Origin of the sequence: Streptomyces sp. CA-106110 (genome assembly GCF_050936285.1) — a bacterium.
Classification (GTDB): Bacteria; Actinomycetota; Actinomycetes; order Streptomycetales; family Streptomycetaceae; genus Streptomyces.
On sequence record NZ_JBNJNB010000001.1, the window covers coordinates 4,221,218 to 4,243,268 of the forward strand.

General features: G+C 70.4%; 18 protein-coding genes and 1 pseudogene. 6 read left to right on the forward strand and 13 right to left on the reverse strand.

Going from position 1 to position 22,051, the window contains the following annotated elements; all coding sequences use genetic code 11:
* Window positions 1–157 precede the first annotated feature (157 nt).
* Window positions 158–1,189 carry a phosphatidylinositol-specific phospholipase C domain-containing protein gene (locus tag ACQEXA_RS19445; protein WP_433130659.1) on the forward strand — a complete coding sequence of 344 codons (1,032 nt, stop codon included), beginning with the start codon at window positions 158–160 and terminating at the stop codon, window positions 1,187–1,189.
* 86 nt (window positions 1,190–1,275) lie between these two features.
* The gene (locus tag ACQEXA_RS19450) at window positions 1,276–1,833 is read left to right on the forward strand and encodes a glycoside hydrolase family 25 protein (protein ID WP_432932818.1); all 558 of its coding nucleotides are present in this window, start codon (window positions 1,276–1,278) and stop codon (window positions 1,831–1,833) included.
* 116 nt (window positions 1,834–1,949) lie between these two features.
* Here ACQEXA_RS19450 and ACQEXA_RS19455 read toward each other — a convergent pair whose 3' ends face one another.
* The 4 genes and pseudogenes from ACQEXA_RS19455 to ACQEXA_RS19470 all read right to left on the reverse strand — a co-directional run bounded on the left by ACQEXA_RS19455 (window position 1,950) and on the right by ACQEXA_RS19470 (window position 5,429).
* Entirely contained in the window at window positions 1,950–3,308 is a 1,359-nt protein-coding gene (locus tag ACQEXA_RS19455) for an IS4 family transposase (protein WP_433130661.1), read from the reverse strand.
* A 111-nt stretch (window positions 3,309–3,419) separates the two neighbouring features.
* Window positions 3,420–4,106 (reverse strand): annotated as a pseudogene (locus ACQEXA_RS19460) (NADPH-dependent F420 reductase); the annotation flags it as partial.
* Window positions 4,107–4,244: 138 nt separating this feature from the next.
* Window positions 4,245–4,457, reverse strand: a complete 213-nt coding sequence (locus tag ACQEXA_RS19465; RefSeq protein WP_360997828.1) for an EF-hand domain-containing protein — start codon at window positions 4,455–4,457, stop codon at window positions 4,245–4,247.
* 60 nt (window positions 4,458–4,517) lie between these two features.
* Window positions 4,518–5,429 carry a MerR family transcriptional regulator gene (locus ACQEXA_RS19470; protein ID WP_433130663.1) on the reverse strand — a complete coding sequence of 304 codons (912 nt, stop codon included), beginning with the start codon at window positions 5,427–5,429 and terminating at the stop codon, window positions 4,518–4,520.
* Window positions 5,430–5,484: 55 nt separating this feature from the next.
* On the opposite strand from ACQEXA_RS19470, the gene ACQEXA_RS19475 reads away from it, so the two are divergent.
* Window positions 5,485–6,120: an N-acetyltransferase family protein gene (locus ACQEXA_RS19475; RefSeq protein ID WP_433130665.1), complete on the forward strand. Its 636-nt coding sequence runs from the start codon at window positions 5,485–5,487 to the stop codon at window positions 6,118–6,120.
* Window positions 6,121–6,176: 56 nt separating this feature from the next.
* Here the strand turns inward: ACQEXA_RS19475 and ACQEXA_RS19480 are convergent, their stop codons facing one another.
* The 6 genes from ACQEXA_RS19480 to ACQEXA_RS19505 all read right to left on the reverse strand — a co-directional run bounded on the left by ACQEXA_RS19480 (window position 6,177) and on the right by ACQEXA_RS19505 (window position 12,781).
* Window positions 6,177–7,352 carry a hypothetical protein gene (locus ACQEXA_RS19480; RefSeq protein ID WP_432932812.1) on the reverse strand — a complete coding sequence of 392 codons (1,176 nt, stop codon included), beginning with the start codon at window positions 7,350–7,352 and terminating at the stop codon, window positions 6,177–6,179.
* Complete coding sequence (locus ACQEXA_RS19485; RefSeq protein WP_432932810.1) at window positions 7,352–8,185, reverse strand: polysaccharide deacetylase family protein; 834 nt, start codon at window positions 8,183–8,185, stop codon at window positions 7,352–7,354. The genes ACQEXA_RS19480 and ACQEXA_RS19485 overlap by 1 nt, the downstream gene beginning before the upstream one ends.
* Before the next feature lie 144 nt (window positions 8,186–8,329).
* Complete coding sequence (locus ACQEXA_RS19490; protein WP_433130667.1) at window positions 8,330–8,833, reverse strand: ATP-binding protein; 504 nt, start codon at window positions 8,831–8,833, stop codon at window positions 8,330–8,332.
* Window positions 8,834–9,170: 337 nt separating this feature from the next.
* Complete coding sequence (locus ACQEXA_RS19495; RefSeq protein WP_432932806.1) at window positions 9,171–9,938, reverse strand: enoyl-CoA hydratase/isomerase family protein; 768 nt, start codon at window positions 9,936–9,938, stop codon at window positions 9,171–9,173.
* Window positions 9,939–10,024: 86 nt separating this feature from the next.
* Window positions 10,025–11,269, reverse strand: a complete 1,245-nt coding sequence (locus ACQEXA_RS19500; protein WP_432932804.1) for a L,D-transpeptidase — start codon at window positions 11,267–11,269, stop codon at window positions 10,025–10,027.
* Between the two features lie 306 nt (window positions 11,270–11,575).
* On the reverse strand, window positions 11,576–12,781 hold the full coding sequence (locus ACQEXA_RS19505) for an Ig-like domain-containing protein (protein WP_433130669.1): 1,206 nt from the start codon (window positions 12,779–12,781) through the stop codon (window positions 11,576–11,578).
* A 279-nt stretch (window positions 12,782–13,060) separates the two neighbouring features.
* On the opposite strand from ACQEXA_RS19505, the gene glgX reads away from it, so the two are divergent.
* From glgX to ACQEXA_RS19520, 3 genes are all read left to right on the forward strand, one after another.
* Window positions 13,061–15,322, forward strand: coding sequence for a glycogen debranching protein GlgX (gene glgX / locus ACQEXA_RS19510; RefSeq protein WP_433130671.1), 2,262 nt, complete (start codon window positions 13,061–13,063; stop codon window positions 15,320–15,322).
* Window positions 15,323–15,473: 151 nt separating this feature from the next.
* The gene (locus tag ACQEXA_RS19515; protein WP_433130673.1) at window positions 15,474–17,267 is read left to right on the forward strand and encodes an ABC transporter ATP-binding protein; all 1,794 of its coding nucleotides are present in this window, start codon (window positions 15,474–15,476) and stop codon (window positions 17,265–17,267) included.
* Window positions 17,264–19,189 carry an ABC transporter ATP-binding protein gene (locus tag ACQEXA_RS19520; protein WP_433130675.1) on the forward strand — a complete coding sequence of 642 codons (1,926 nt, stop codon included), beginning with the start codon at window positions 17,264–17,266 and terminating at the stop codon, window positions 19,187–19,189. The genes ACQEXA_RS19515 and ACQEXA_RS19520 overlap by 4 nt, the downstream gene beginning before the upstream one ends.
* A 118-nt stretch (window positions 19,190–19,307) precedes the next feature.
* Here ACQEXA_RS19520 and ACQEXA_RS19525 read toward each other — a convergent pair whose 3' ends face one another.
* Genes ACQEXA_RS19525 through ACQEXA_RS19535 form a run of 3 tightly spaced genes read right to left on the reverse strand, consistent with a single transcriptional unit; the run spans window position 19,308 to window position 21,948 of the window.
* Complete coding sequence (locus ACQEXA_RS19525) at window positions 19,308–20,330, reverse strand: extracellular catalytic domain type 2 short-chain-length polyhydroxyalkanoate depolymerase (protein WP_433130677.1); 1,023 nt, start codon at window positions 20,328–20,330, stop codon at window positions 19,308–19,310.
* Entirely contained in the window at window positions 20,327–21,781 is a 1,455-nt protein-coding gene (locus ACQEXA_RS19530; protein ID WP_433130679.1) for a long-chain-fatty-acid--CoA ligase, read from the reverse strand. Before ACQEXA_RS19530 ends, ACQEXA_RS19525 begins: the two co-directional genes overlap by 4 nt.
* Before the next feature lie 23 nt (window positions 21,782–21,804).
* Window positions 21,805–21,948 (reverse strand): hypothetical protein, encoded by a 144-nt coding sequence (locus ACQEXA_RS19535; protein WP_432932790.1) that lies wholly within the window; start codon window positions 21,946–21,948, stop codon window positions 21,805–21,807.
* Between the last annotated feature and the right edge of the window lie 103 nt (window positions 21,949–22,051).

Genomic DNA, 22,051 nt, shown 5'->3' on the forward strand with positions numbered 1-22,051 from the left:
ATCGGCATCCGGCCGCGCAGGCTCCCACACCCATGACTCCGGGGTGGTCGCAGGTCGCCGCGACCCCCGAGGCCGATGTTCCCCCCGGGGCTACCGCACGGTAATCCGCTCTCCCTAGGCTGCCGTCAACTCGGCGCCTTCGAAGGGGAGTTGACACGTGCGGACGACAAGACGGCTGGCGGTGCTGCTGGGTGCCGCCGCGATGCTGATGACAGCAGGGGGCAACGCCCAGGCGGCCGCCCCCAAGTTCTCCGACGCGACCACCATCGGAACGCACAACGCCTACGACAAGGCCAAGTACACCTACTTCGCCCAGGCCCTCGACTCCGGTGCCTCGCTGCTCGAACTCGACGTCTACACCGACAGCATCACCAAGCGCTGGCGGGTCAGCCACAGCAATCCGTTCGGCAACGACAACAACTGCGAGGCGGCGAAGACGCCGGGCGAGCTGTACAGCAAGAGCCGCAACCAGGACCTCGGCGGCTGCCTGGACAACATCGCCGCCTGGCATCAGCTGCACCCCGACCACCGGCCGATCGTCTTCAAGGTGGAGATGAAGAACGGCTTCAACAACAACGGCGGCCTCGGACCCGACGAGTTCGACGCACTGGTGTCCGCCAAGCTCGGCGGCATCGTCTACAAGCCGTCCGACCTGCTGGGCTCCACGTACTCGACGCTCGACGCGGCCGCGAAGGCGAACGCCTGGCCCTCCCGGGACGACCTCAAGGGCAAGGTCCTCTTCGAACTCATCCCCGGCACGGTCGAGATGAACAACCCGTTCGACCACTACTGGACGGACCGGGAGTACGGCGACTACCTGCGCGACCTGTACGCCGCGGGGAACATCTCGAAGGCCCAGGCCTTCCCCGCCGTGCTCGGCGCCGCCTCGGGCGACCCGCGCACCAGCCGCTACGACGCGTCCATCCGCCCGTGGTTCGTGTTCTTCGACGGGGACGCCTCGACGTACGTCAACAACGGCTACGACACCTCCTGGTACGACACCAGGCACTATTTCCTGATCATGACGGACGCGGCGAACGTGTCCCCCGCGATCTCGTCCACGAACCCCACGGACGCCGAAGTGGCGGCACGGCTCGGGCTGCTGGCGTCCGACCACGCCAGCGTGATCACCTCCGACTGGGCCGCCGCATCGCCCTCCGTCCTCGGTTCGGTGGCCGATCGGGGCTGACCTTCGTGCTTTTGGGGCATATCACCCGTGCCAGGTGAAACAGGCAACCATCCCTGTACCCCCACCAGCACACTCAGGGAGCCCCCATGCTGCGAGGCGTCGACGTCAGCGCATACCAGTCATCCTCATACGACACGAGCGGCCTCTCCTTCGTCTTCATCAAGGCGACGGAGGGGCGTTCGTACGTGAACCCGAAACTCACCGCCCAGACGAAGACCGCCCGGGACGCCGGTTGCGTCGTCGGCTTCTACCACTTCCTGTGGCCCGGCAACCTCACGGCCCAGGCGGAGTACTTCGTCGGCAAGACCCCGGAGAAGGCCGGCGACCTGCTGGCCGTCGACTGGGAGACGACCGGCGACGGCACGCACGCGAGCAACGCCGAGAAGGACCTGTTCATCCGCAAGGTCAAACAGCTCCGGCCGGACAACCGGGTCGTCCTGTACACGAGCCGGAACTTCTGGCTGACCGTCGACACCACGTCGTACGCGGGCGACGGCCTGTGGATCGCCGACTACGTCACCGCGGGCAAGCCTCGCATCCAGGCGGCATGGCGTTTCCACCAGTACTCCTCCGACCCCATCGACAAGGACGTCGCCAACTTCACCACCAAGGCGGCGCTGCGCGAGTGGGCCGGGAGCGCCTGAGCGCACGTGTCGCGGGGCCGGTGCGGCGCGTGCGGCTGCCGGACGGGCCGCACCGGTCCCCCGAGGCGGTCCGGATCTAGCCGCAATGCCGTGTAGATAGGCGGCTGGGCTGGGTGTCAAGGTCCTGGTGCGGTCAGGATGTCGATGCTGATGGTGGCCTTGTAGCTGGTCCGGTCGATGGTGCCTTTGGCGTTGTACTTGGAGATCGCGCGTTTGACGACGCGGGGCCGGGTGCGGATGCGTCGGTCGGGCATGAGGTCGGCCAGGACGCGGCGGCCGATGGCCCCGACGAGGTCGACGACCGTGTCGGCGATGACGCCCGCGGCCTGGATGACCAGGTCGCGGGCGGTGTTCAGGGCGGTGGTGAAGCTGGCCCGGTCGGGGTCGATGCCGGGCCGGGCGGCGGTGGCGTCGGCCATGGCCAGGCGCAGGGCCTGGTAGGTGACCAGCAGGGCGTAGAGCTCTTGGGAGACACCGTCCGGGGTGCGGGCGCGCAGGACACGGCCGCCCAGGGTGGTGGACTTGATCTCCAGATACGCGGTCTCGATCTCCCAGCGCTGGTGGTACAGGGTGATCAGTTCGGCGGCGGGGTGGGTCCTGTGGTCGGTCAGTGTGGTGACGAGGCGGTAGAGGCCGGTGCTGCGTCCCGTGGCCGTGGTGATGGTGATCTCGCAGTCGATGACCCGCACGGGGACGGCGCCGATTGCCGAAAGGTAGGAGCCGTCACCGCAGCGGCCCAGGACGGGCAGCCGACGGCCGTTCTTCACACGGGTCAGCACGTGCGCGCCGGTTCTGGCCATGGCGGTCACCAGCGCTTGGGCGGCGAAGTTCCGGTCCAGCAGCACGATCATGCCCTTGCGCAGGCTGCGGAGCAGGCGCGGCGCGTACGTCGTCTCGCCGTCAGTGGTTGGTCCGAACACCGCGTCGATGACCGTGCGGGTGCCGCAGGACACCAGCACCAGGAGTCGCAACGCTGGATATCCCGCACCACCGTTGTTGCAGCGGTGTTTGGTGTATTCGGTCAGATTCGCCGGGCTGTCGGGCACCGCCATGGTGGTGCCGTCGATCGCGCAGACCAGCAGCCCGCGCCACCACACGCCGGTGGTGGCGATGCCGGCGGCCGGTCCACGCAGCAGGTCGAACAGCCATCGCAGCGGCTCGGCCCCCACCCGCCTGCGGGCCTGTGCCAGCGCACCACCGGTCGGGTCCGCGACCGTCAGCCCTTCCAGTCCCGCCGTCAACCGCTGCCACACCTGCCGCCAGCCCAGCCCGGGGAACAGGCACCCTGCCAGCAGCAGATACACCACCACCCGGGACGGCAGGTCCCGCACCCGCTCCTGCACCCTGCCCGTCTGCGTCAACGCCTCGTCGACCATCTCGAACGGGATGATCCGGGTCAACTCGCCCAGATGGCCGGGCGTGAACGCCCCGGCGGCAACAACAACTTCACGAGAAATGACAGACTGGGTACCCAACGGAGCTCCCGCCGAACAGTGATCTTGGTCGACACGGTTCTAGCAGGAGCTCCGTCCCGTTTCAGGCCACTTGGCACACAGGCCCCACGCGCTATCTACACGGGATTGGATCTAGCCGCGGAACTCCGGCGTGCGTTCGGGCGCCGCCTCCGTCAGTGCCTTGGTGACCCCGTCGGTCCCGGCCCGCAGGCCGTAGACCGGGGTGCCCGGCTGCTGACGCCAGGAGTCGTCGATACCGCCGGCGTCGACCGTGTCGAAGCCGAGTTCGTCGATGAGGTCCCGCACCCGGCGCTTGGCCGCCGCGTCGTCGCCCGCGACCGGGAGCGCCATGCGGTCGGGGTCGCCGGCGGGGCGGGGGCCATCCAGGATGTCCTGGGCGTAGGTGCCGTTGAAGGCCTTGACGACGGGATGGCCGATCTGCTGTTCGGTCCAGCGGCTCTCGGTGACGCCCTCGTCCTCGATGCCCGGGATCCGTCCGTCCCGCTCCCTGGGGTAGTAATTGCCGGTGTCGATCACGGCGACGCCCTCCGCCGCCCCGTCCAGCACTCCGGACGGCAGGTGCGGGACCGCCTTCACCGGGACCGTGATCACGACGACCTCGGCACCGCGGGCGGCCTCCTCGACCGGGACGGGGGTCGCGCCCGTCTCCTCGGCGAGCGCGGTGAGCGTGTGCGGACCGCGGGAGTTGGCGACGAAGACCTCATGGCCGAGGGCGGTGAGCCGCCGGGTGAGATTGCCGCCGATGTTTCCCGCGCCGATGATGCCGATCTTCATGACTGGCCTCGTCCTTCCGGGGGTCGTGTGCTCGTACGGTGTGTGCGGGCAGCACCAACCCCCGGGCCGGACGGCCTATTCCGGATATACGCCGAACGGCTGACGGCGGCACGCCGAGGGGGCGCCCATTCCCTGCCGGGCGGGCGCCCCCTCGGCTCCTGCTCACTTGCTCAGATACGTCCAGAACTCGTCGAACGACAGCACCTTGTCACCGTTGAGGTCACGGGTCTTGATGATGCTCTCGGCCACCGTGTCGGTGACGTTCCAGTCGCCGCCCTGGGCCAGGGCGGACTTGAACTCGGCGGCGGTGATGAACCCGTCACCGTCCGCATCGATCCGCTCGAACTGCATGCGTGCTTCCTCGATGTCCGCCACCGATCCGCCCCTTCTTGGTGCATTGGCCGTCGTACGGCCGTCCTACTGACGGAGGTCAGATTAGCCGCCCGCCCGGGCCCTCAGTGCCGCGACCACCCAGGCGAACTCCTCCCTGTGCGGCGGTGCCGGCTGTCCTTTCACGACGGACAGCAGTTCGCGGTAGCGGGCGGCCCGCTCGTCGAAGGCCGTCTCCATGCGCTCGAGCACGCCGGTCCGGTCGGCGTCCCCCAGCAGCTCGCGCAGCACCGCGTCGGCCTCGGGCGCCTCGGGCGCCACCCCGCGCTCGCACGCCGGCCCCACCAGGTCGACGAGGCGCCTCGCGAACCACATCGACGCCCCGGCGGGCACGTCGGGCCCCCGGTCGGCCGCGTTGAACTCGGCCGCCTTGCGCATCCGGGCCCGGAACCCGGGGTCCTGCATCATCTCGGCCAGCTCGACCCAGGCGTCGACCTGCTCGGGCGTCGGGTCCTCCGGCAGGTCCGCCGCGGTGTTCCGCATCCGCTCCCGGATCTCCGGGTCGACGGTGTCGAGCCCGTGGAGCATCTCCTCCACGAACTCCTCCATGATCCGTTTCCGCTCGGCCGCCGAAAGCCGTGCAAGTTTGTTCATCAGGGTCATCTCCTCCGTACTCGAGCCACGTCGCGCCACGGTCGACAGCACCGCCCGGGTCACCCTGAGGGCGCGGATCTGCGCGTCCAGGGCCGCCACATGCGTCGCCGCCACCTCGGCGACGGTCGTCTCGCCGCCCAGCACCCGGCGGACGTCGTCCAGGCCGAGGCCCAGTTCGCGCAGGGTGCGGATCAGTTCGAGGCGGGCCACGGACGCCGCGTCGTACAGGCGGTAGCCCCCCTGGGACCGGGCCACCGGGGGCAGGGCGCCCTCGTCCGACCAGTAGCGGATGGTGCGGACGGTCAGTCCGGTGGCCCGGGCCAGTTCGCCGATGGTGAACAGGCCGGTGCCGTTTTCGATCATGTCTGCGAGTCTGGGCCTTCCAGTGGGTGGAGACTCAAGCCGGAGGGACGGACCCATGTCCGAGAGTCTGCGGGACATTCTGGAGGCGGCGGCACGGGGCGTCTTCCCTCCGGCGGACGGCGCCACCAGCGTCGTACGCCAGCACTCCCCCCGGGACGCGGGGGTCATCGCCTTCACCGCGCACTCCGTCGTGTTCACGGACGGGGATCCGCAGTGGGTGCGCGAGACGCTGGAGCGCACGGACTGCGACGCGCTGGCCGCCACGATGAACGCACGGTTCCTGGCGGCGTTCATGGAACGGACGGGGCGCCGGAGCGACACGATCGACGTGCTCATGGTCGGCTCCCCGCTGCCCGGCGAGCCGCCGCTCACGCTGAAGGAGATCGACGATCCCGCCCATCCTCGGGTCGTCAGTTCCCTCAGACGGCGGGACGAGGTGCGGGTGTGGTCCACGCAGGGCGGTGTCCTCGTGCTGGGACGCGGGGTCGCGGGGCGCCTGGAGGTCGCCGTCGAGGTGGACGCGGACGTACGGCACCGGGGACTGGGGCGGGCGCTCGTCTCGGCGGCGCGGCAGCTGGCCGGAGGCGAGCCGGTGTGGGCCCAGGTCTCGGCGGGGAACGCCCGCAGTCTGCGGGCGTTCCAGGCGGCCGGTTACCGTCCGGTGGCGTCGGAGGCATTGCTCATCGCGTGAGGCGGGACTCGCCGTTGCCAGGGCGGTCCGGAGCCGCCGTCACGGCCGTGTGCGCCTCATCGGTAGACACCCGTGTGCCCCAGCGAGTAGCGGCCGGGCTGCGGGTAGACCGCGAGGCCGTGCGGGCCGCTGCCCACCTTGATCCGGGCGAGCTGCCGGCCGGTGCGGGTGTCGATCGCGTAGACCTCGGAGTTGTAGCGGCCGGAGAGCCACAGCACCGTGCCGTCCGTCGAGACGCCGCCCATGTCCGGGCTGCCGCCGCCGGGCAGACGCCACTTCTTGGTCAGGCGGTTCGTCGTGAAGTCGAAGACGGAGATGGTGCCCTCGCCCCGGTTGGAGATGTACATCTCGCGGGAGTCGCGGCTGACGTACAGGCCGTGTGCGCCCTTCCCGGTGTACAGGAAGGTCGGCTTGCCGAAGGTGTCGCCGTCGAGGATCCACATTCCGTCGGCCACCATGTCGGCGACGTAGAACGTCCTGCCGTCCGGCGCGACCTTGACGTCCTGCGGCATGGAACCGCGGACCGGCAGCTTCTGCCGGTCGAGCACCTCCATCTTCTCGGTGTCGACCTTGAGCAGTTCGCCGCTGAACTCGCAGGAGACGATGAAGTAGCGGCCGTCGAGCGAGAAGTCGGCGTGGTTGACGCCGGCGCAGTCCACGGGCACGGACTTCGCCACCTTCATGGTGTGCGCGTCGCGGAAGACCAGCCGGCGGTCCCTGGATGCCATGACCACCGCGTACTTGCCGTTCGGCGTGAAGTACAGGTTGTACGGATCGTGCACGTCGACCGGCTTGCCGGCGTGGCCGGTCCTCGGGTCGATGGGGGTGAGGGAGTTGCCCAGGTCGTTGTTGACCCACAGCGTCTTCAGGTCCCAGGACGGCACGACGTGCTGCGGCTGGCGGCCGACCCGGAGCGTGTCGATGACCTTGTAGGTGCCGGGGTCGATGACGGACACGGTGTTGGAGTTGGTGTTGGGGACGTAGATGCGGGACGGGAAGCCCTTGACCACCGGGGACAGCTGGTTCGGGCGGTCGGCCGCGTAGACGTCCTTCGGGTCGAGCACGGGCGGCATGCCCGGCAGGGTCTGGACGGTCATCTGCCGCTGTGCGGTCCTGCCCGGGCTCTTGGACGGGAGGCCCTTGTCCTTGTGGGCGGATCCGCTGCTGCATCCGGCGAGCACGGCGAGGGCGGCGCCGGCGATCAGTACACGCGTGACGGTCGTGGAGGGCATCAGCTCAGCAGCTCCGTGGTGGTCACCGCGGTGAGGCCGCGGCGTTCGAGTTCTTTCAGCAGGGCGGGAAAAGCGGCGACCGTGTCCGCGTACCCGAAATGCAGGCTCACCACGGACCCGTTGCGCACCTCGCCGACCACCTTGCGGGTGATGGCGGAGGCGCCCGGCGAGGTGTAGTCGAGCGAGTCGACGTCATACGACAGGACGTGCGGATAGCCGGAGAGACGGGCCAGGCGTTCGACGAGCGGGGTGGCACGCGGGGCGCGGGAGGGCCGGAACCAGGTGCCGATGGATCCGGTCAGCCGCCGCAGCCGCTGCGCACACCCCTGGATCTCGGCGTACGCGTCCGTCTCGGACATGGTGTTGATGCCGAGGTGGCGCAGGGTGTGGTTGCCGAGGTCGTGACCGCCGTCGAGGATGCGGCGGGCGGCCTCGGGATGCTGGTCGAGCCAGGTGCCGACCGCGAGCACGGTGATCTTCGCGCCCGCCTTCTCCGCCGTGTCCAGGATGGACCTGGCGAAACGGGGATCGCCCTGGCCGTGGAAGGTGAGGGCGACCCGGGGGCGGTCCCGCGGGCCGTGGTCGATCTGGCCGGGCTGCTGCGCATAGGCGCGGGGCTCGGGTGCTGGGGTCGGGGAGCGCGGAGCGGCGGAGGCGGGAGACTCGACGGGCCGGTGGAGGATGTGGCCACCGGGGGAACAGGCTGTGGCGAACGTACCTGCGGCGAGCCCCGCGCCCGCGCGCAGTGCCGACCGGCGGCCGGGCACCGTGCGCGCGGTGCCCGTCTCACGGTCCGGTGGGGTGGGAGGGACGGGCGTAGTCACTCTCCCCATTTAAGGACAAGGTGACGGAAAATCGGGCGATTTGACCCAAGGAAGGTCGGGCGGGTCGCAGGGGGTCCTGACGGCCCGTCGATCGTGGCGTCCGGAGCGGTACGCGGACGGGTACCGCGGGCGCGCCGGGCGGCGCGGCCGCCGTCAGCGGTCGGCGACCCGCATCTCGAACCAGGTCGTCTTGCCGCGCGGCAGCAGGTCGACGCCCCACCGGTCGGCGAGCTTGTCCACGAGGAAGAGTCCGCGGCCGCTCACGTCCAGTTCCTGAACCGGTATCAGACAGGGCAGGCCGCGGGAGGGATCGCGGACCTCGATACGGATCCACCCCCGGCGCCGGCGCATCCGTAACCCGAAGGAGCGCGCCCCGGTGTGCCGAACGGCGTTGCCCACGAGCTCGGAGACGAGCAGGACCGCGTCCTCGGTCATCCTCGAGGCCAGCCCCCAGTGACGCAGAATCACGACCTGGGCGAGCCGGCGGGCGGTGGCCGCGGATTCGGGCCGGGACGGCAGCGATACCTCCGCCTCCGTGGGATTGCCGAACAACTCCAGTGCCTTGAGCGCCCGTTCGTCCTCGACCGCAGGCGACCAGCGCGCCGCGGTCGCACTTCCGTGCCGCCGCGGCTGTTCAATGCCCTCCAGCCCCGCCATGCACCCATGATGGCGGCCCAAGGGGCTGTTCGGAGGCGTTACGGCGCAACGCGACCCCTGCAAGCACACTTTCCACACCATTCGTTCGGCATATGCCAGGTGCAACGGTGGGTCGCGAACACCCCCACTGACCTGCGCGAACAGGCCAGTGGGAGGCAATCGCCAAGCGTCTTCGGGTTGACAGCCTTAAGGTTGTCTTAAGGCTGCGATAAACCGCTCCATCGAGGGACACCGAGTGAGACGTCGCGTCAACTGCAAGATGGTCAGGGCGACTTCCTGAACATTTCTCATGTCCAGTTGTGAAGTCGGCTGCCAGGCACGGTCGGTGACCGATCGCTCAGACGAACTTCGCCTTGCCCGGCCCCTCTTCCACGAAGCTGCGCATACCGCGCTCACGATCCTCGGTGGCGAACAGGCCCGCGAACCAGGTCCGTTCCACCGCGAGGCCCGTTTCGATGTCCGTCTCCAGACCCGTGTCGACGGCCTCCTTGGCGGCGCGCAGGGCGATCGCCGGGCCCTGGGCGAGTCTGGCGGCCCAGGCGTGCGCCTCGGTGTACACCTCCCCGGCCGGCACCACCCGGTCGACCAGACCCAGCGTCAACGCCTCGTCCGCCTTCACCATCCGGCCCGTGAAGATCAGGTCCTTGGCCTTGGACGGGCCGATGAGCCGCGCAAGGCGCTGAGTGCCGCCCGCACCGGGGATCAGGCCGAGCAGGATCTCCGGCTGCCCCAGCTTCGCGTTCTCGGCGGCGATGCGGTAGTCGGCGCACAGCGCCAGCTCGCAGCCTCCGCCCAGGGCGTAGCCCGTGACGGCGGCGACGACCGGCTTGGGGATACGGGCGATGGCGGTGAAGGATTCCTGCAGAGCGCGGGAGCGCAGGACCATCGCGGCGTGGTCCATGCCCTGCATCTCCTTGATGTCCGCGCCCGCCGCGAACACCTTCTCCCCGCCGTGGATGACCACGGCGCGCACGTCCTCGCGGCGCGTGACCTCCTCGGCGAGTTCCCTGAGCCGGTCCTGGGTGGCGACGTCCAGCGCGTTCATGGGCGGGCGGTCCAAACGGATGGTGCCCACGCCCTCGGCGACTTCCAGATGCACAGTCATGCAGGAAGGTTAACGGGCACTAACGACCCCGGGCCCGGTGTGCTCGCTCACAGCGGCACACCGGGCCCGGGGTCACCGGATCGGGCCTACTTGATCCACTCGCTCCAGGGCATGTTCCAGCCGTTGAGCCCGTTGTCCGGGGAGACCGTCCTGTCGTTGGAGTGCTGCACGACCACGACGTCACCGATCATCGAGTTGTTGTAGAACCAGGCGGCCGGCACCGACTTGTCGTAGCCGCCGCGCACATCGCGCAGACCGACGCAGCCGTGGCTCGCGTTGTAGTTGCCGAAGGCTCCGCCGCCCCAGTAGTTGCCGTGGATGAAGGTGCCGGAGTCGGTCAGGCGCTGGGCGTGCGGTACGTCCTTGATGTCGTACTCGCCGCCGTAGCCGACGGTCTCGCCGTTCATCCGGGTCACGACCAGGCGCTCGCTGATGACCATCTGGCCGTTCCAGGTGTCGTAGCCCGGCTTGCCGGTGGTCACGGAGAGGGTCTTGAAGACCTTGCCGTCGCGCTTGACGACCATCTTGTGGGTCTTGGCGTCGACGGTGGAGACCTGGCTGCGGCCGATGGTGAAGTGCATCGTCTTGGCCTGCTTGCCGTAGACACCGGGCCGGCCCTCGACGCCGTCGAGGTTGAGGCTGACGGTGACCTTGGTGCCGGCCTTCCAGTACTTCTCGGGCCGGAAGTCGAGCCGGTCGTTGCCGAACCAGTGGCCGCGGACGTCGACGGCCGGCTCGGTCTTGATGGAGATGGCCTTCTCCACGTCGTCCGGGTGGGTGATGCCCCGGGTGAACCGGATCGAGAACGGCATCCCGACACCGACCGTGGAACCGTCCTCGGGGGTGAAGTTGCCGATGAAGGTGTTCTGCGGAGTCAGCGTGGTGAAGGAGGACTCCTCGGCGGAGGTCAGTCCCGCGGAGTCCTTGGCCACCGCGTGCACCTTGTACGTGGTGGCCGCTGCGAGGTGCGTGGAGGGCGTCCAGGTCGCACCCCCGCCGGATATCGCCCCGGTGACCTCGTGGCCCTTGGAGTCCTCGACCTTGACCTCGGTCAGCTTGCCCTTGGCCGCCGTCACCTTCAGGGCACCGCTCGTGTCCACGGCCTTGGCCCTGTCCTTCGGGGCTATCGTGACCACGGCCTGCGACTGCTTGCTCGCGGCCTTGGCCGACTCATGGCCCTTGCCGTCGGCGGTGGTCGCTCCCGAGTGCCCGCCCCCGCCGCACGCGGTGGCGGTGACCAGAAGGGCGCCGAATATCAGCGCCGACAGTCCTTTCCGTCCCGTACGCATCCGCGTACCAACCGACGCCCCCGATATCGGTCGCCCGTTCACGTTCTTTCTCCCCTCGCACGGCCTGTTCAGGCCCGCACCCCGCCAGTTTTCCCCGCCCCAGAACCGGCCGAGCCGGTGCCGCAACACCGATCGTGCTCGGCCCTCGGGGCTCTCTGCTCGCTTGGTCTTCCGGCACCGGCGCGTCCCTGCGGCTACAGCTCGCGACACCCGCGTGCACTGCGCAAATTAATCACACCCCCTGCCCCGATGACTCCCCGCGATTGTCACTGTTCAGTCCCAAATCAGCGGCGTGCTCAGGCGCATTGGGGCCAATGGGTGCGCACCCCCCGCGCGCCCCCGGCCCGGCTACCGGATCGCGCTGCCCGACGTCCACTCGCTCCAGGTCATGTTCCATCCGCCCAGCCCGTTGTCGGGAGCGACCTTCTTGTCATCGCTGTGCACGACCTCGATGACGTCGCCGACGAGACTGCGGTCGAAGAACCAGCGCGCGGGGGTCTCGGCACCGCCGCCCTTGACGTCCTTCAGACCGACGCAGCCATGGCTGACGTTGATGTGCCCAGGGGCGTTCGGGGCCCAGTAGTTGCCGTGCACGAAGGTGCCGGAGTCGGTCAGGCGCAGGGCGTACGGGACGTCGGGGATGTCGTACTCGCCGCCGAAGCCGACCGTGCGGCCGTCCATGCGCGTGACCTCGAGCATCTCCATGACCACCATCTTCCCGTTATACGTGGTGCTCTCGGGGGCACCCGCGCTGATCGGCACGGTGGCCACCAGCACGCCGCCGCGTCGGACCTGCATGGTGTGCGCCGCCGCATCGACGAGCGAGACCTGGCTGCGGCCGATGGTGAAGTGGACGTCCTTGTACTGCCGTCCGTACACGCCGGGCGCACCCTCGACGTCGCGCAGCCGCAGAGCGACCGTGACCCGGGTGCCGGGGGTCCAGTACGTCGCGGGCCGGAAGTCGACGCGGTCCTCGCCGAACCAGTGCGGGCGGATCTCGACAGCGGGTCTTGAGGTCACCCGGATCGCGCGCTCGACGGCGGCACGGTTCTCGATCTTCCGGTTGAACTGCACGGAAACGATCATTCCGGTCCCCACGACGGCTCGGTTCTCCGGCATCAGGTACCCGATGAAGCGCTCGTCGGGGACGAAGGTGGTGAAGGTGGCGTGGCGGGCGGCACGATGACCGTCGCCGTCGTGGGCCACCGCGTCGACCGTGTATTTGGCGGCGAGGGTGAGTCGGGGGTCGTCCGGCTCCCAGACGAGGCCGTCACCGGAGAGATGGCCGGGCACCGGTGTGTCCTGACCGTCCAGGGACCTGACGACGGTCACCGACTCCAGGCGGCCGCTCGGCACCCGGACCCGCAGCCGCCGGCCGGCACGAACGTCCTTGCTGCCGTTGTCGGGAGAGACGCGGATGACCTCGTCGGGAGCGTGCGCCTTCCCGAGCAGGTCGTCGACCCCGTGCGAAGTGCAGCCCGTCAGGAGAGCAGCCCAGATCAGTGCCGCGGCCAGTGCGGCCCCTGCGCGCCGCGCGCGCGTCTGTACGTGCATCACGACGATCCCAACGACCCAGCCCCTGCTGGGGAAACGTGAGTGCGAGCCACGCTCTGGGCAGAACAGTGGGGAGGACGACGTGATGGGGAGCCGCGCCCGTGAGCCGCAGGGGCGTGCCGGAACCGAGAGGCCGAGCGTGCGAACGCCCATGGGGCTGAGCACAGCCGGCCTCCCGGCACCGGCTCCGGCGCCCCGGAGGCGAGCAAGCCAGGAAGAGGGCGGGGCACCGTGCGCCCTCTTTCCGTGTCGCCCCACCGAGCCGCGGGAGGCTGAGAGGTGTCCAGCGCAGCCGAGCAGGAGGCAGTGCAGGGGGAGCGGGCGGAAGAGGAACGGTCCGCGCGCCCGGCCGCCGTGCTCGACGGCAGTCGGCAGAAGGTGCCGGCCGTGCCGTTGTGGCCGGGCGCGCCCACACCTCTCGGGGCGCGCTTCCGCGCGGGCCCGGACGGGGTCGTGGGCACCAACTTCGCGCTGTGGGCGGGCGGTGCCGAGGCGGTGGAGCTGTGCCTGTTCGACGGCCGGGGCGCCGACAGCCGGGAGACCCGGGTGCGGCTCACCGAGCTGACGCACGAGATCTGGCACGGTTTCGTGCCCGGAGTGATGCCCGGGCAGCGGTACGGCTACCGGGTGCACGGACGCTGGGACCCGTGGACCGGAGCGCGCTGGAACCCGGCGAAACTGCTCCTCGACCCGTACGCGCGCGCGGTGGACGGCGACTTCGGCCTGCCGCCGGAGGTGTACGGCCATGTGCGGGACTGGCCGCAGCAGAACGTCGCGGACACCGTGCGCGACGAACGGGACTCGGCGCCGCACGTCCCCAAGGGCGTGGTCGTGCACGATGACGACGACTGGGCGGACGACCGGCGCCCGAAGACCCCGTGGTCGGACTCGGTCATCTACGAGCTGCACGTCCGCGGTTTCACCCGGCTGCACCCGGACATCCCCGAGGAGCTGCGCGGCACCTACGCCGGTCTGGCGCACCCGGCGGCCGTCGACCATCTGGTGAAGCTGGGCGTGACGGCCGTGGAGCTGCTGCCTGTGCACCAGTTCGCGCACGAGGACCATCTGCTGAGAAGGGGCCTGAAGAACTACTGGGGCTACAACTCGATCGGCTACTTCGCCCCGCACGCGGCGTACGCGGCCTCCGGCACTACGGGCCAGCAGGTCGGCGAGTTCAAGCGGATGGTGCGGGCGCTGCACTCGGCCGGCATCGAGGTCATCCTCGACGTGGTCTACAACCACACGGCGGAGGCGGGCGAACTGGGCCCGATGCTGTCCCTGAAGGGCATCGACAACCGCGGCTACTACCGGCTGCAGTCCGACGCCCGCCGGTACGCGGACTACACCGGCTGCGGCAACACGCTGCACGTGGTGCAGCCGCACGTCCTGCGGCTGATCACGGACTCCCTGCGCTACTGGGTGACCGAGATGGGCGTGGACGGCTTCCGCTTCGACCTGGCGGCGGCGCTGGCGCGGTCGATGCACGACGTCGACATGCTGTCCCCGTTCCTGGCGGTCATCGCCCAGGACCCGGTGCTGCACCGGGTGAAGTTGATCGCGGAACCGTGGGACGTGGGCTCGGGCGGTTACCAGGTCGGGGCCTTCCCACCACTGTGGACGGAGTGGAACGACCGCTACCGCAACGCCGTGCGGGACTTCTGGCGCGGTGCGCTGCCGGACGTACGGGACCTCGGGTACCGCCTGTCGGGGTCGAGCGACCTGTACGCGTGGGGCGGCCGGCGGCCCTACGCGTCGGTCAACTTCGTCACGGCGCACGACGGTTTCACACTGCGCGACCTGGTGTCGTACGAGCGCAAGCACAACGAGGCCAACGGCGAGGGCAACCGGGACGGCTCCGACGACAACCGCTCCTGGAACTGCGGCACCGAGGGCGAGACGGACGACGAGCGCGTACGGGCCCTCAGACGACGGCAGTTGCGCAACCTGCTGACCACGCTGCTGCTGTCGACAGGGGTGCCGATGCTGGTGGCGGGCGACGAGATGGGCCGCACCCAGCGCGGGAACAACAACGCCTACTGCCAGGACAACGAGATCGGCTGGGTGGACTGGAGCCTGAAGGAGGAGCCCGGCTGGCGCGCGCTGTTCGAGCTCACCTCACGGCTGATCGAACTGCGCCACCGCCATCCCGTGCTGCGCCGCCGGGCGTTCTTCTCCGGGCGGGCCCATTCGGCGGACGGCCTGCGGGACCTGGCGTGGTTCACGGAACGCGGGGCCGAGATGACGGAACGCGACTGGTATGCGCCCGCGGCGACGCTGGGCATGTATCTCTCCGGCCGTGACATTCCGGGCCGCGACGCGCGGGGCGCGCCGGTGGTGGACGACAGCTTCCTCGCCGTCCTGCACGCCGGGGACCGCCAGGCGAGTTTCGTGCTGCCCGGTCCGCCGTGGGCACGGCGGTACGAACTGGTGGTGGACACCTCCCGCGAGGAGCAGACGCAGGCGCCGGGGACGGTGCACCGGGCGGGCGCCACGGTGACGGTGCCGGCGCGGGCGGTCCTGCTGCTCCGGGTGGTGGACTGAGCGGAGGGGGACGCATGCGCAGGAGCACCGGCCGGCAGGCGGCCACGGCCTTACGGCCCGTCGAAGGCCCAGGTCGTAGGTCCTCAGGCGGACCAGGGTCCGGCCAAAACTCGGTGGGCACTGTCAGTGCCGAACCGTAGGCTCGCCCCTGATGCCCACACAACGTGTAACACCCAAGGACCGTTCCGCCGTACGGACGCTGCTCCGCCTGTGGCCGTACGTGCGGCCGGTGCGGACGCGGCTCTTCACGGCCGCGTTCATCGCGATCGTCGCGTCCTGCGTCGGCCTGGTGATCCCCCTCGTCCTGAAGTGGCTCGTGGACGGACCGGTGGCCGACCGGGACCCCGCGGGCGTATGGCTCGGGGCGCTGTACCTGCTGCTGCTCGGGATCGCCGAGGCGGTGCTGTTCGGGATACGGCGGTGGCTGGTGGCGCGGCCGCTGTCCCGGGTCGAGGCGGACATGCGGGCGGATCTGTACCGGCATCTGCAGCGGCTCCCGGTCGCCTTCCACGATCGCTGGGCCTCGGGCCAGCTCCTGTCGCGGGGCACGACGGATCTGATGCTGGTGCGTATGTTCCTTGCCTTCCCGCTGACCTTCTTGCTGGTCAACGGGGTGACGATCCTGATCGGCGTGATCATCATGCTGGTCCAGGACTGGACGCTCGGACTGGTCATCCTGGGACCGGGCATCCCGGTCGTGGTCATGTGCGCGATCTTCGAGCGGCGGTACGCGCTGGTGGCGCGGCGGGCGCAGGACCAGGTGGGCGATCTGACGACGGTCGTCGAGGAGAGCGTGCTCGGCATCCGGATCATCAAGGGGTTCGGCCGCCACCGCAGCCAGGCGCGGGCGTTCGGTGAACTGTCGCGGACCCTGCGCGGCACGGAGCTGGAGAAGGCGCGGCTGCTCGCCTCGATCTGGGCGGTCATCGTCACCCTGCCGGAGGTGGCGATCGGGGCCGCGCTGGTGCTGGGCATCATCCAGGTGGCCAACGACGCGCTCTCCGCGGGGACCTTGGTGGCGTTCCTGTCCACGGCGCTCGCGCTGCGCTGGCCCGTCGACTCGATCGGGTTCCTGCTGGCGATGAGCCAGGAGGCGGCGACGGCGACGGAACGGTTCTTCGAAGTCATGGACGAGACGCCCGAGTCGGCACGGCCCGCGGCCCAGGACAGCCTGCCGCCGGAATCCGGGGACAGCGGGCTCCGGTTCCACGGCGTCCGGTTCCGGTACCCCGACGCCGCCGCCGACTCGCTCCCCGTTCTCGACCGCATCGACCTCCACATCCGCCCCGGCGAGACCATGGCACTCGTCGGTGCCACCGGCAGCGGGAAGACCACGCTCACCGCGCTCATCCCCCGGCTGCACGAGCTGACCTCGGGCCGTATCACGCTGGACGGCGAGGACATCACGGCCATGTCCCGCGACGACCTGCGGACGAGAGTGGCCGTCGCCTTCGAGGAGCCCACGCTCTTCTCCGCCACCGTCGGCGACAACGTTCTCATGGGCGCCCCGGGCACGGCCGGCGAGCAGGAGCTCGAGCGTGCCCTCGGCATCGCCCAGGCCGACTTCGCGTACGCCCTTCCGCTGGGCGCCCGCACCCAGGTCGGCGAGCAGGGCCTCAGCCTCTCCGGCGGCCAGCGGCAGCGTCTCGCGCTCGCCCGCGCGGTCGTCGGCAGCCCCCGCTTCCTGGTCCTCGACGACCCCCTGTCCGCCCTGGACGTGCACACGGAGGCCGCGGTGGAGGCGGCTCTGCGCCAGGTGCTGAGCGGGACGACCGCCCTCGTCGTGGCGCACCGCCCGTCCACGGTCCTGCTCGCCGACCGCGTCGCCCTGCTCTCCGGCGGCCGCATCGCCGCCGTCGGCACCCACCAGGAACTGCTCCGCACGAACGCCGAGTACGCCCATCTGATGTCCGGAGACTCCGGGAACAGCGAGGAGGCCAGATGACGGCGCCCTTCCCCAAGCTCTCACCTTCGTCCGAGCAGCGGAGACCCCGGTCGACCGCGCCGAACGGCGAGGAGAACGGGGACAGCGAGGACGCGACCGGCAAACGGCCCGACCTGCCGCCCTCGGTCTCCGACGACCCCTTCGACCGGGACGCCCTGCCCACGCTCCCCGGCGCCACGGCCGCGCTGCTGCGCTCGCTGCTCGCCCCGCTGAGGGCCCGGGTCGTGGTGACCTGCCTGCTGCTCCTGCTCCAGCAGGCCGCGGTGCAGGTGGGCCCGCTGCTGGTGGCGTACGCCATCGACCGCGCCGTACCGGCCTTCCGGAACCACGATCACGGCCCGCTCATCGCGGTGGCCGTGGCCTATCTGCTGTCCGCCCTGGCCGGCGGCGGGCTCCAGTACGTGTTCATCCGCGCCTCCGCCCGCGTCAACCAGGATGTGCTGCTCGAGCTGCGCGGCCGGATCTTCAAGCACGCCCAGGCACTGAGCGTCGACTTCCACGAGCGCTACACCTCGGGCCGGCTGATCTCCCGCTCCACGACGGACGTCGAGTCGCTGCGCGAACTGCTCGCCGAGGGCCTGCAGGAACTGGTCACGGTGATCCTGTCGTTCGTCTACATCTCGGCGATGCTGCTGTGGCTGGACCTCGGCCTCGGAGCGGTCGCGGTGGCGTCTTTCGTGCCGCTGTACGAGCTGGTGCGGATCTACCAGCGCCGGTCGGGCCGCATCTTCCGTCGCCGGTCCACCGCGATCGCCGCGGTCATCGTGAAGTTCGCGGAGACGATGAACGGCATCCGGCCGGTGCGCGCGTTCCGCCGCGAGGCGGCCAACGAAGCCGACTTCGCCGTCCTCAACGAGCGGCACGCGCGGACCAACGGCGACGCGCTCCTGGAGATGGCCCGGTATGTCGTCGGCTCCCGGCTGGTGGCCAACACCGCGGTGGCCGGAATCGTGCTGTGGGGCGCGTACCGGGTGGCGGAGGGCTCGCTGGCGCTGGGCGTGCTGGCGGCCGCGATGCTCTACCTGCGGCGCCTGTACGACCCGATCGACCGGCTCGGGATGTTCCTCAACGCCTATCAGTCGGCGGCGGCCTCACTGGAGAAGATCGCGGGGCTGCTGGCGCAGACCCCTTCGGTGCCCGAGCCGTCCACCCCGGTGCGGCTGCCCGCACGGGAGGGCGAGCACCCGGGCCGCACGGTCGTCTTCGAGGACGTCCGCTTCGCGTACCGCACGGGTGGCGAGGTGCTGCCGAGGTTCTCGCTGACCCTGCCCGCCGGGCAGACGGTCGCGGTGGTCGGCGCGACGGGCGCCGGCAAGTCGACGCTCGCCAAACTGCTCGCCCGCTTCTACGACCCCACCGACGGCCGGGTCCTGCTGGACGGAGTGGACCTGCGCGACCTCGCCCTGTCCGAGCTGCGGCGCGGTGTCGTGATGGTGACCCAGGAGGCGTTCCTGTTCTCCGGCACGGTCGCCGACAACATCGCGATCGGCCGTCCCGACGCGAGCCGCGAGGAGATCGAGCAGGCGGCGAAGGCGATCGGCGCGCACGATTTCATCAGCGCGCTGCCCGAGGGCTACGACACCGACGTACGCAAGCGCGGCGGCCGGATCTCGGCGGGACAGCGGCAACTCGTCGCGTTCGCCCGGGCATTGCTCGCGGACCCGGCCGTCCTGATCCTCGACGAGGCGACCAGCTCCCTGGACATCCCCGGGGAACGGGCCGTGCAGCGGGCGATGGAGACGGTGCTGCGCGGCCGCACGGCCGTCGTGATCGCCCACCGGCTCTCGACGGTGGAGATCGCGGACCGCGTCCTGGTCATGGAGGGCGGCCGCATCGTCGAGGACGGCAGCCCGGCCGAACTGATCGCGGGCACCGGCCGGTTCGCGGATCTGCACCGGGCGTGGCGGGACAGTCTGGCCTGAGCGGACGCGGTGCGGTCGTGCGGACAGGGCCGTGCAGACGTGCTCCGTACCGTCCGGCATGGGGCGGTACGGAGCACGGGCGGGTCCTCGGTCTTCGCTTCGCTCACCGCGGGCCCGGTCAGCCGCCGAGGGCGTGGACCTCGTTCATGATCGTGCGCATCTGCGGTGCCGACTTCTGGGCGTAGTCACCGCCGGTGTATCCCCACCAGTCCCAGCAGCCCTGGGGGTTGAGGCGCAGCAGGCTGATGTCGGTCTGCGGGTAGAGGATCACCAGGTGGTTGGTGTCCGCGTACTCGTTGAGGTGGGACTCACGGGCGAAGCGGTCGCCGACGAACGTGTTGTCGCTGAGGCAGCCGTGCAGGGCGACGACCAGCTTGCACGCCTCGCCCGCCGCGCAGGAGGCGGGCGTGTAGAGGTAGCCCGAGCTCGCCAGGCTGTACCACTGGGCCCAGCCGCCGGGGGTGTAGCGGTCCTGGTCGTACTCGCTGAGCGTGCCGGTCTGGGTGGCGGCGGGCGGGTTGACGTTGCGGTCGCCGAGCCAGTGCCGGAGCATCTCGCCCTGCGGGTCGTCCCCGCAGTTGATGAGGAACGGGTAGAAGGTCCACCCGCACGGGAGCGGGGCGTCGGGTGTGGGCCAGCCGTGCCCCGCCGGGTCGGTGTTGTGGTACGCGGTCCGCGCCCCGAAGTCCCGGTAGAACTGGACCCCTTCGTCGCTGACCCGGTCCTGCACCAGCGGGTCCTTGGTGCCGTGGTACGTCCACACGGGCTTGCCCGCGAGGTTGGACACGGGGTCGATCTTCCCCTCGGCCGACCAGCGGCGGGCGATCTGCTCGATGTCCTCCGGGTCGGTGGAGATCAGCCCGGTCCCGCAGGCGATCAGGCCGGTCACGATGCCGCCCTTGCCGCAGTAGTACGGACCCGCGGCGACGATGCCCGAGCCCTTGAACGTACCGGAGTAGGCCACCTGCAGCTGGGAGGCCATGAAGCCGCCCGACGATATCCCGGTGACATAGGTGCCGCTGATGTTGAGGCTGGGCAGGCCCGGCTCGCCCCAGGCCTGGGCGGGCGAGGTGACGCCGAGTGCGGCGGCCAGGGCGACTGCCAGAGTGACGGCGGCGGCTCTCAGGGAGCGGAACCTCATTGTGCGCTCTCCTTCACTGGTGGGGGAATCTCCCGCAGGGCCGGCGGCGTGATCTCGCGCTTGAGGATCTTGCCGGTGGGCCCCTTGGGCAGCGCGTCGGTGATCCGCACCAGACGCGGGTACTTGTACGGGGCGACCCTGGCCCGGACGAACTCCCGCAGCTCGCCCGGACCCACGGCGCCCTCGTGGCCGGACCTGAGGACGACCACGGCCGTGACCTCCTCGCCCAGGTCCGGATGGGGAGTGCCGAGCACGGCGGCCTCGGCGACCGCCGGGTGCTCGTACAGCACCTCCTCGATCTCGCGCGGGTAGACGTTGAAGCCGCCGCGGATGATCAGTTCCTTCTTGCGGCCGACGATCCGCAGCAGCCCGTCCAGGTCGCGCACCCCGAGGTCACCGGTGCGGAACCAGCCGTCCCGCAGGGCGTCCTCGGTCGCCTCGGGCCGCTGCCAGTAGCCCTTCATGACGTTGTGGCCGCTGACGGCGATCTCGCCGGCCGTCCCGCCCGGCAGCTCCCGCCACTCGTCGTCCTGCACACGGGCCTGCACGCCGTCGATCGGCAGACCGACGGTTCCGGGGCGGCGCGGGCCCTCCGGTCGGTTGAAGCAGGCGACCAGGGAGGTCTCGGACAGGCCGTAGCCCTCCAGCAGCGGGCAGCCGAAGGCCTCCTCGAAGGCGTGCAGGATCTCCACGGGCAGCGCCGCGCCGCCGGACGTGGCGAGCCGCAGCGTCCCCCGGTGCCCGTCGGTCAATGCCGGGTGGGCCAGCAGCGCCCCGAACATGGTGGGCACGCCCTCGAAGACCGTCACACCGTCCCGCAGCAGCATCTCGAGCGCCCGGCCCGCGTCGAAGCGCGGCAGCAGGGTCAGGCAGGCCCCGGCCGCCACCGCGCAGTTGAGGGCGCAGGTCTGGCCGAAGGAGTGGAAAAGCGGAAGCCCGCCGAAGACGACGTCGTCCGGAGTCAGCCGCAGCAGCGTCGAGTTGGTCGCCTCGACATTGCGCAGCAGATTGCGGTGGGTGAGTTCGGCGCCCTTGGGACGGCCGGTCGTGCCGGAGGTGTAGATGATGACGGCGGTGTCCCCGGGATCGCGTTCGGTGATCTCCGCGAGCGGCTCGTACCCGTCCACGGCCGTCCCGGCGCCCACCAGCAGCCGCGCTCCCGAGTCCGCCATGCAGTGCTCGACCTCGCGCTCCTTGAGCAGCGGGTTCATGGGCACGACGACGCCGCCCGCGCGCAGGATGCCGTAGTAGAGGACCGCGAACTCGGGCACGTTGGGCAGGCACAGGCCCACCCGGTCGCCGGGCTGCACACCGAGCGAGCGCAGATACGCGGCGGCGCGCGCGCAGTCCCGCTCCAGCCGGGCGAAGGTCACGACGTCGCCATCGAGACGTAGAGCGGGGCGCTCCGGATGGCGGACGGCGGTGTCCGACAGCAGTCGGGCGAGATTCACGAGTGGACTCCTTGGCGTGGGGTTCAGCGGAGGTACGCGGCGCCGGGCGCCCCCGGCCAGTCCGTGCCCCGGTCGCCCCCGGCGGACGGCGCGTCGGTCGCGGTCACGGCGGAGGCCGGCAGCGCGAACACCACGGCGGGCCGGCGCGTTCCGCGGTAGGGCCGCACGGGACCTCCCGGAGCATGGGATTGACGGGTGGGTAACATCCGCCATGGTTCGCTGCCCGGCTCGATCCGGCCATGGAGCCGATCCACGTCGTCGCGACGCGAG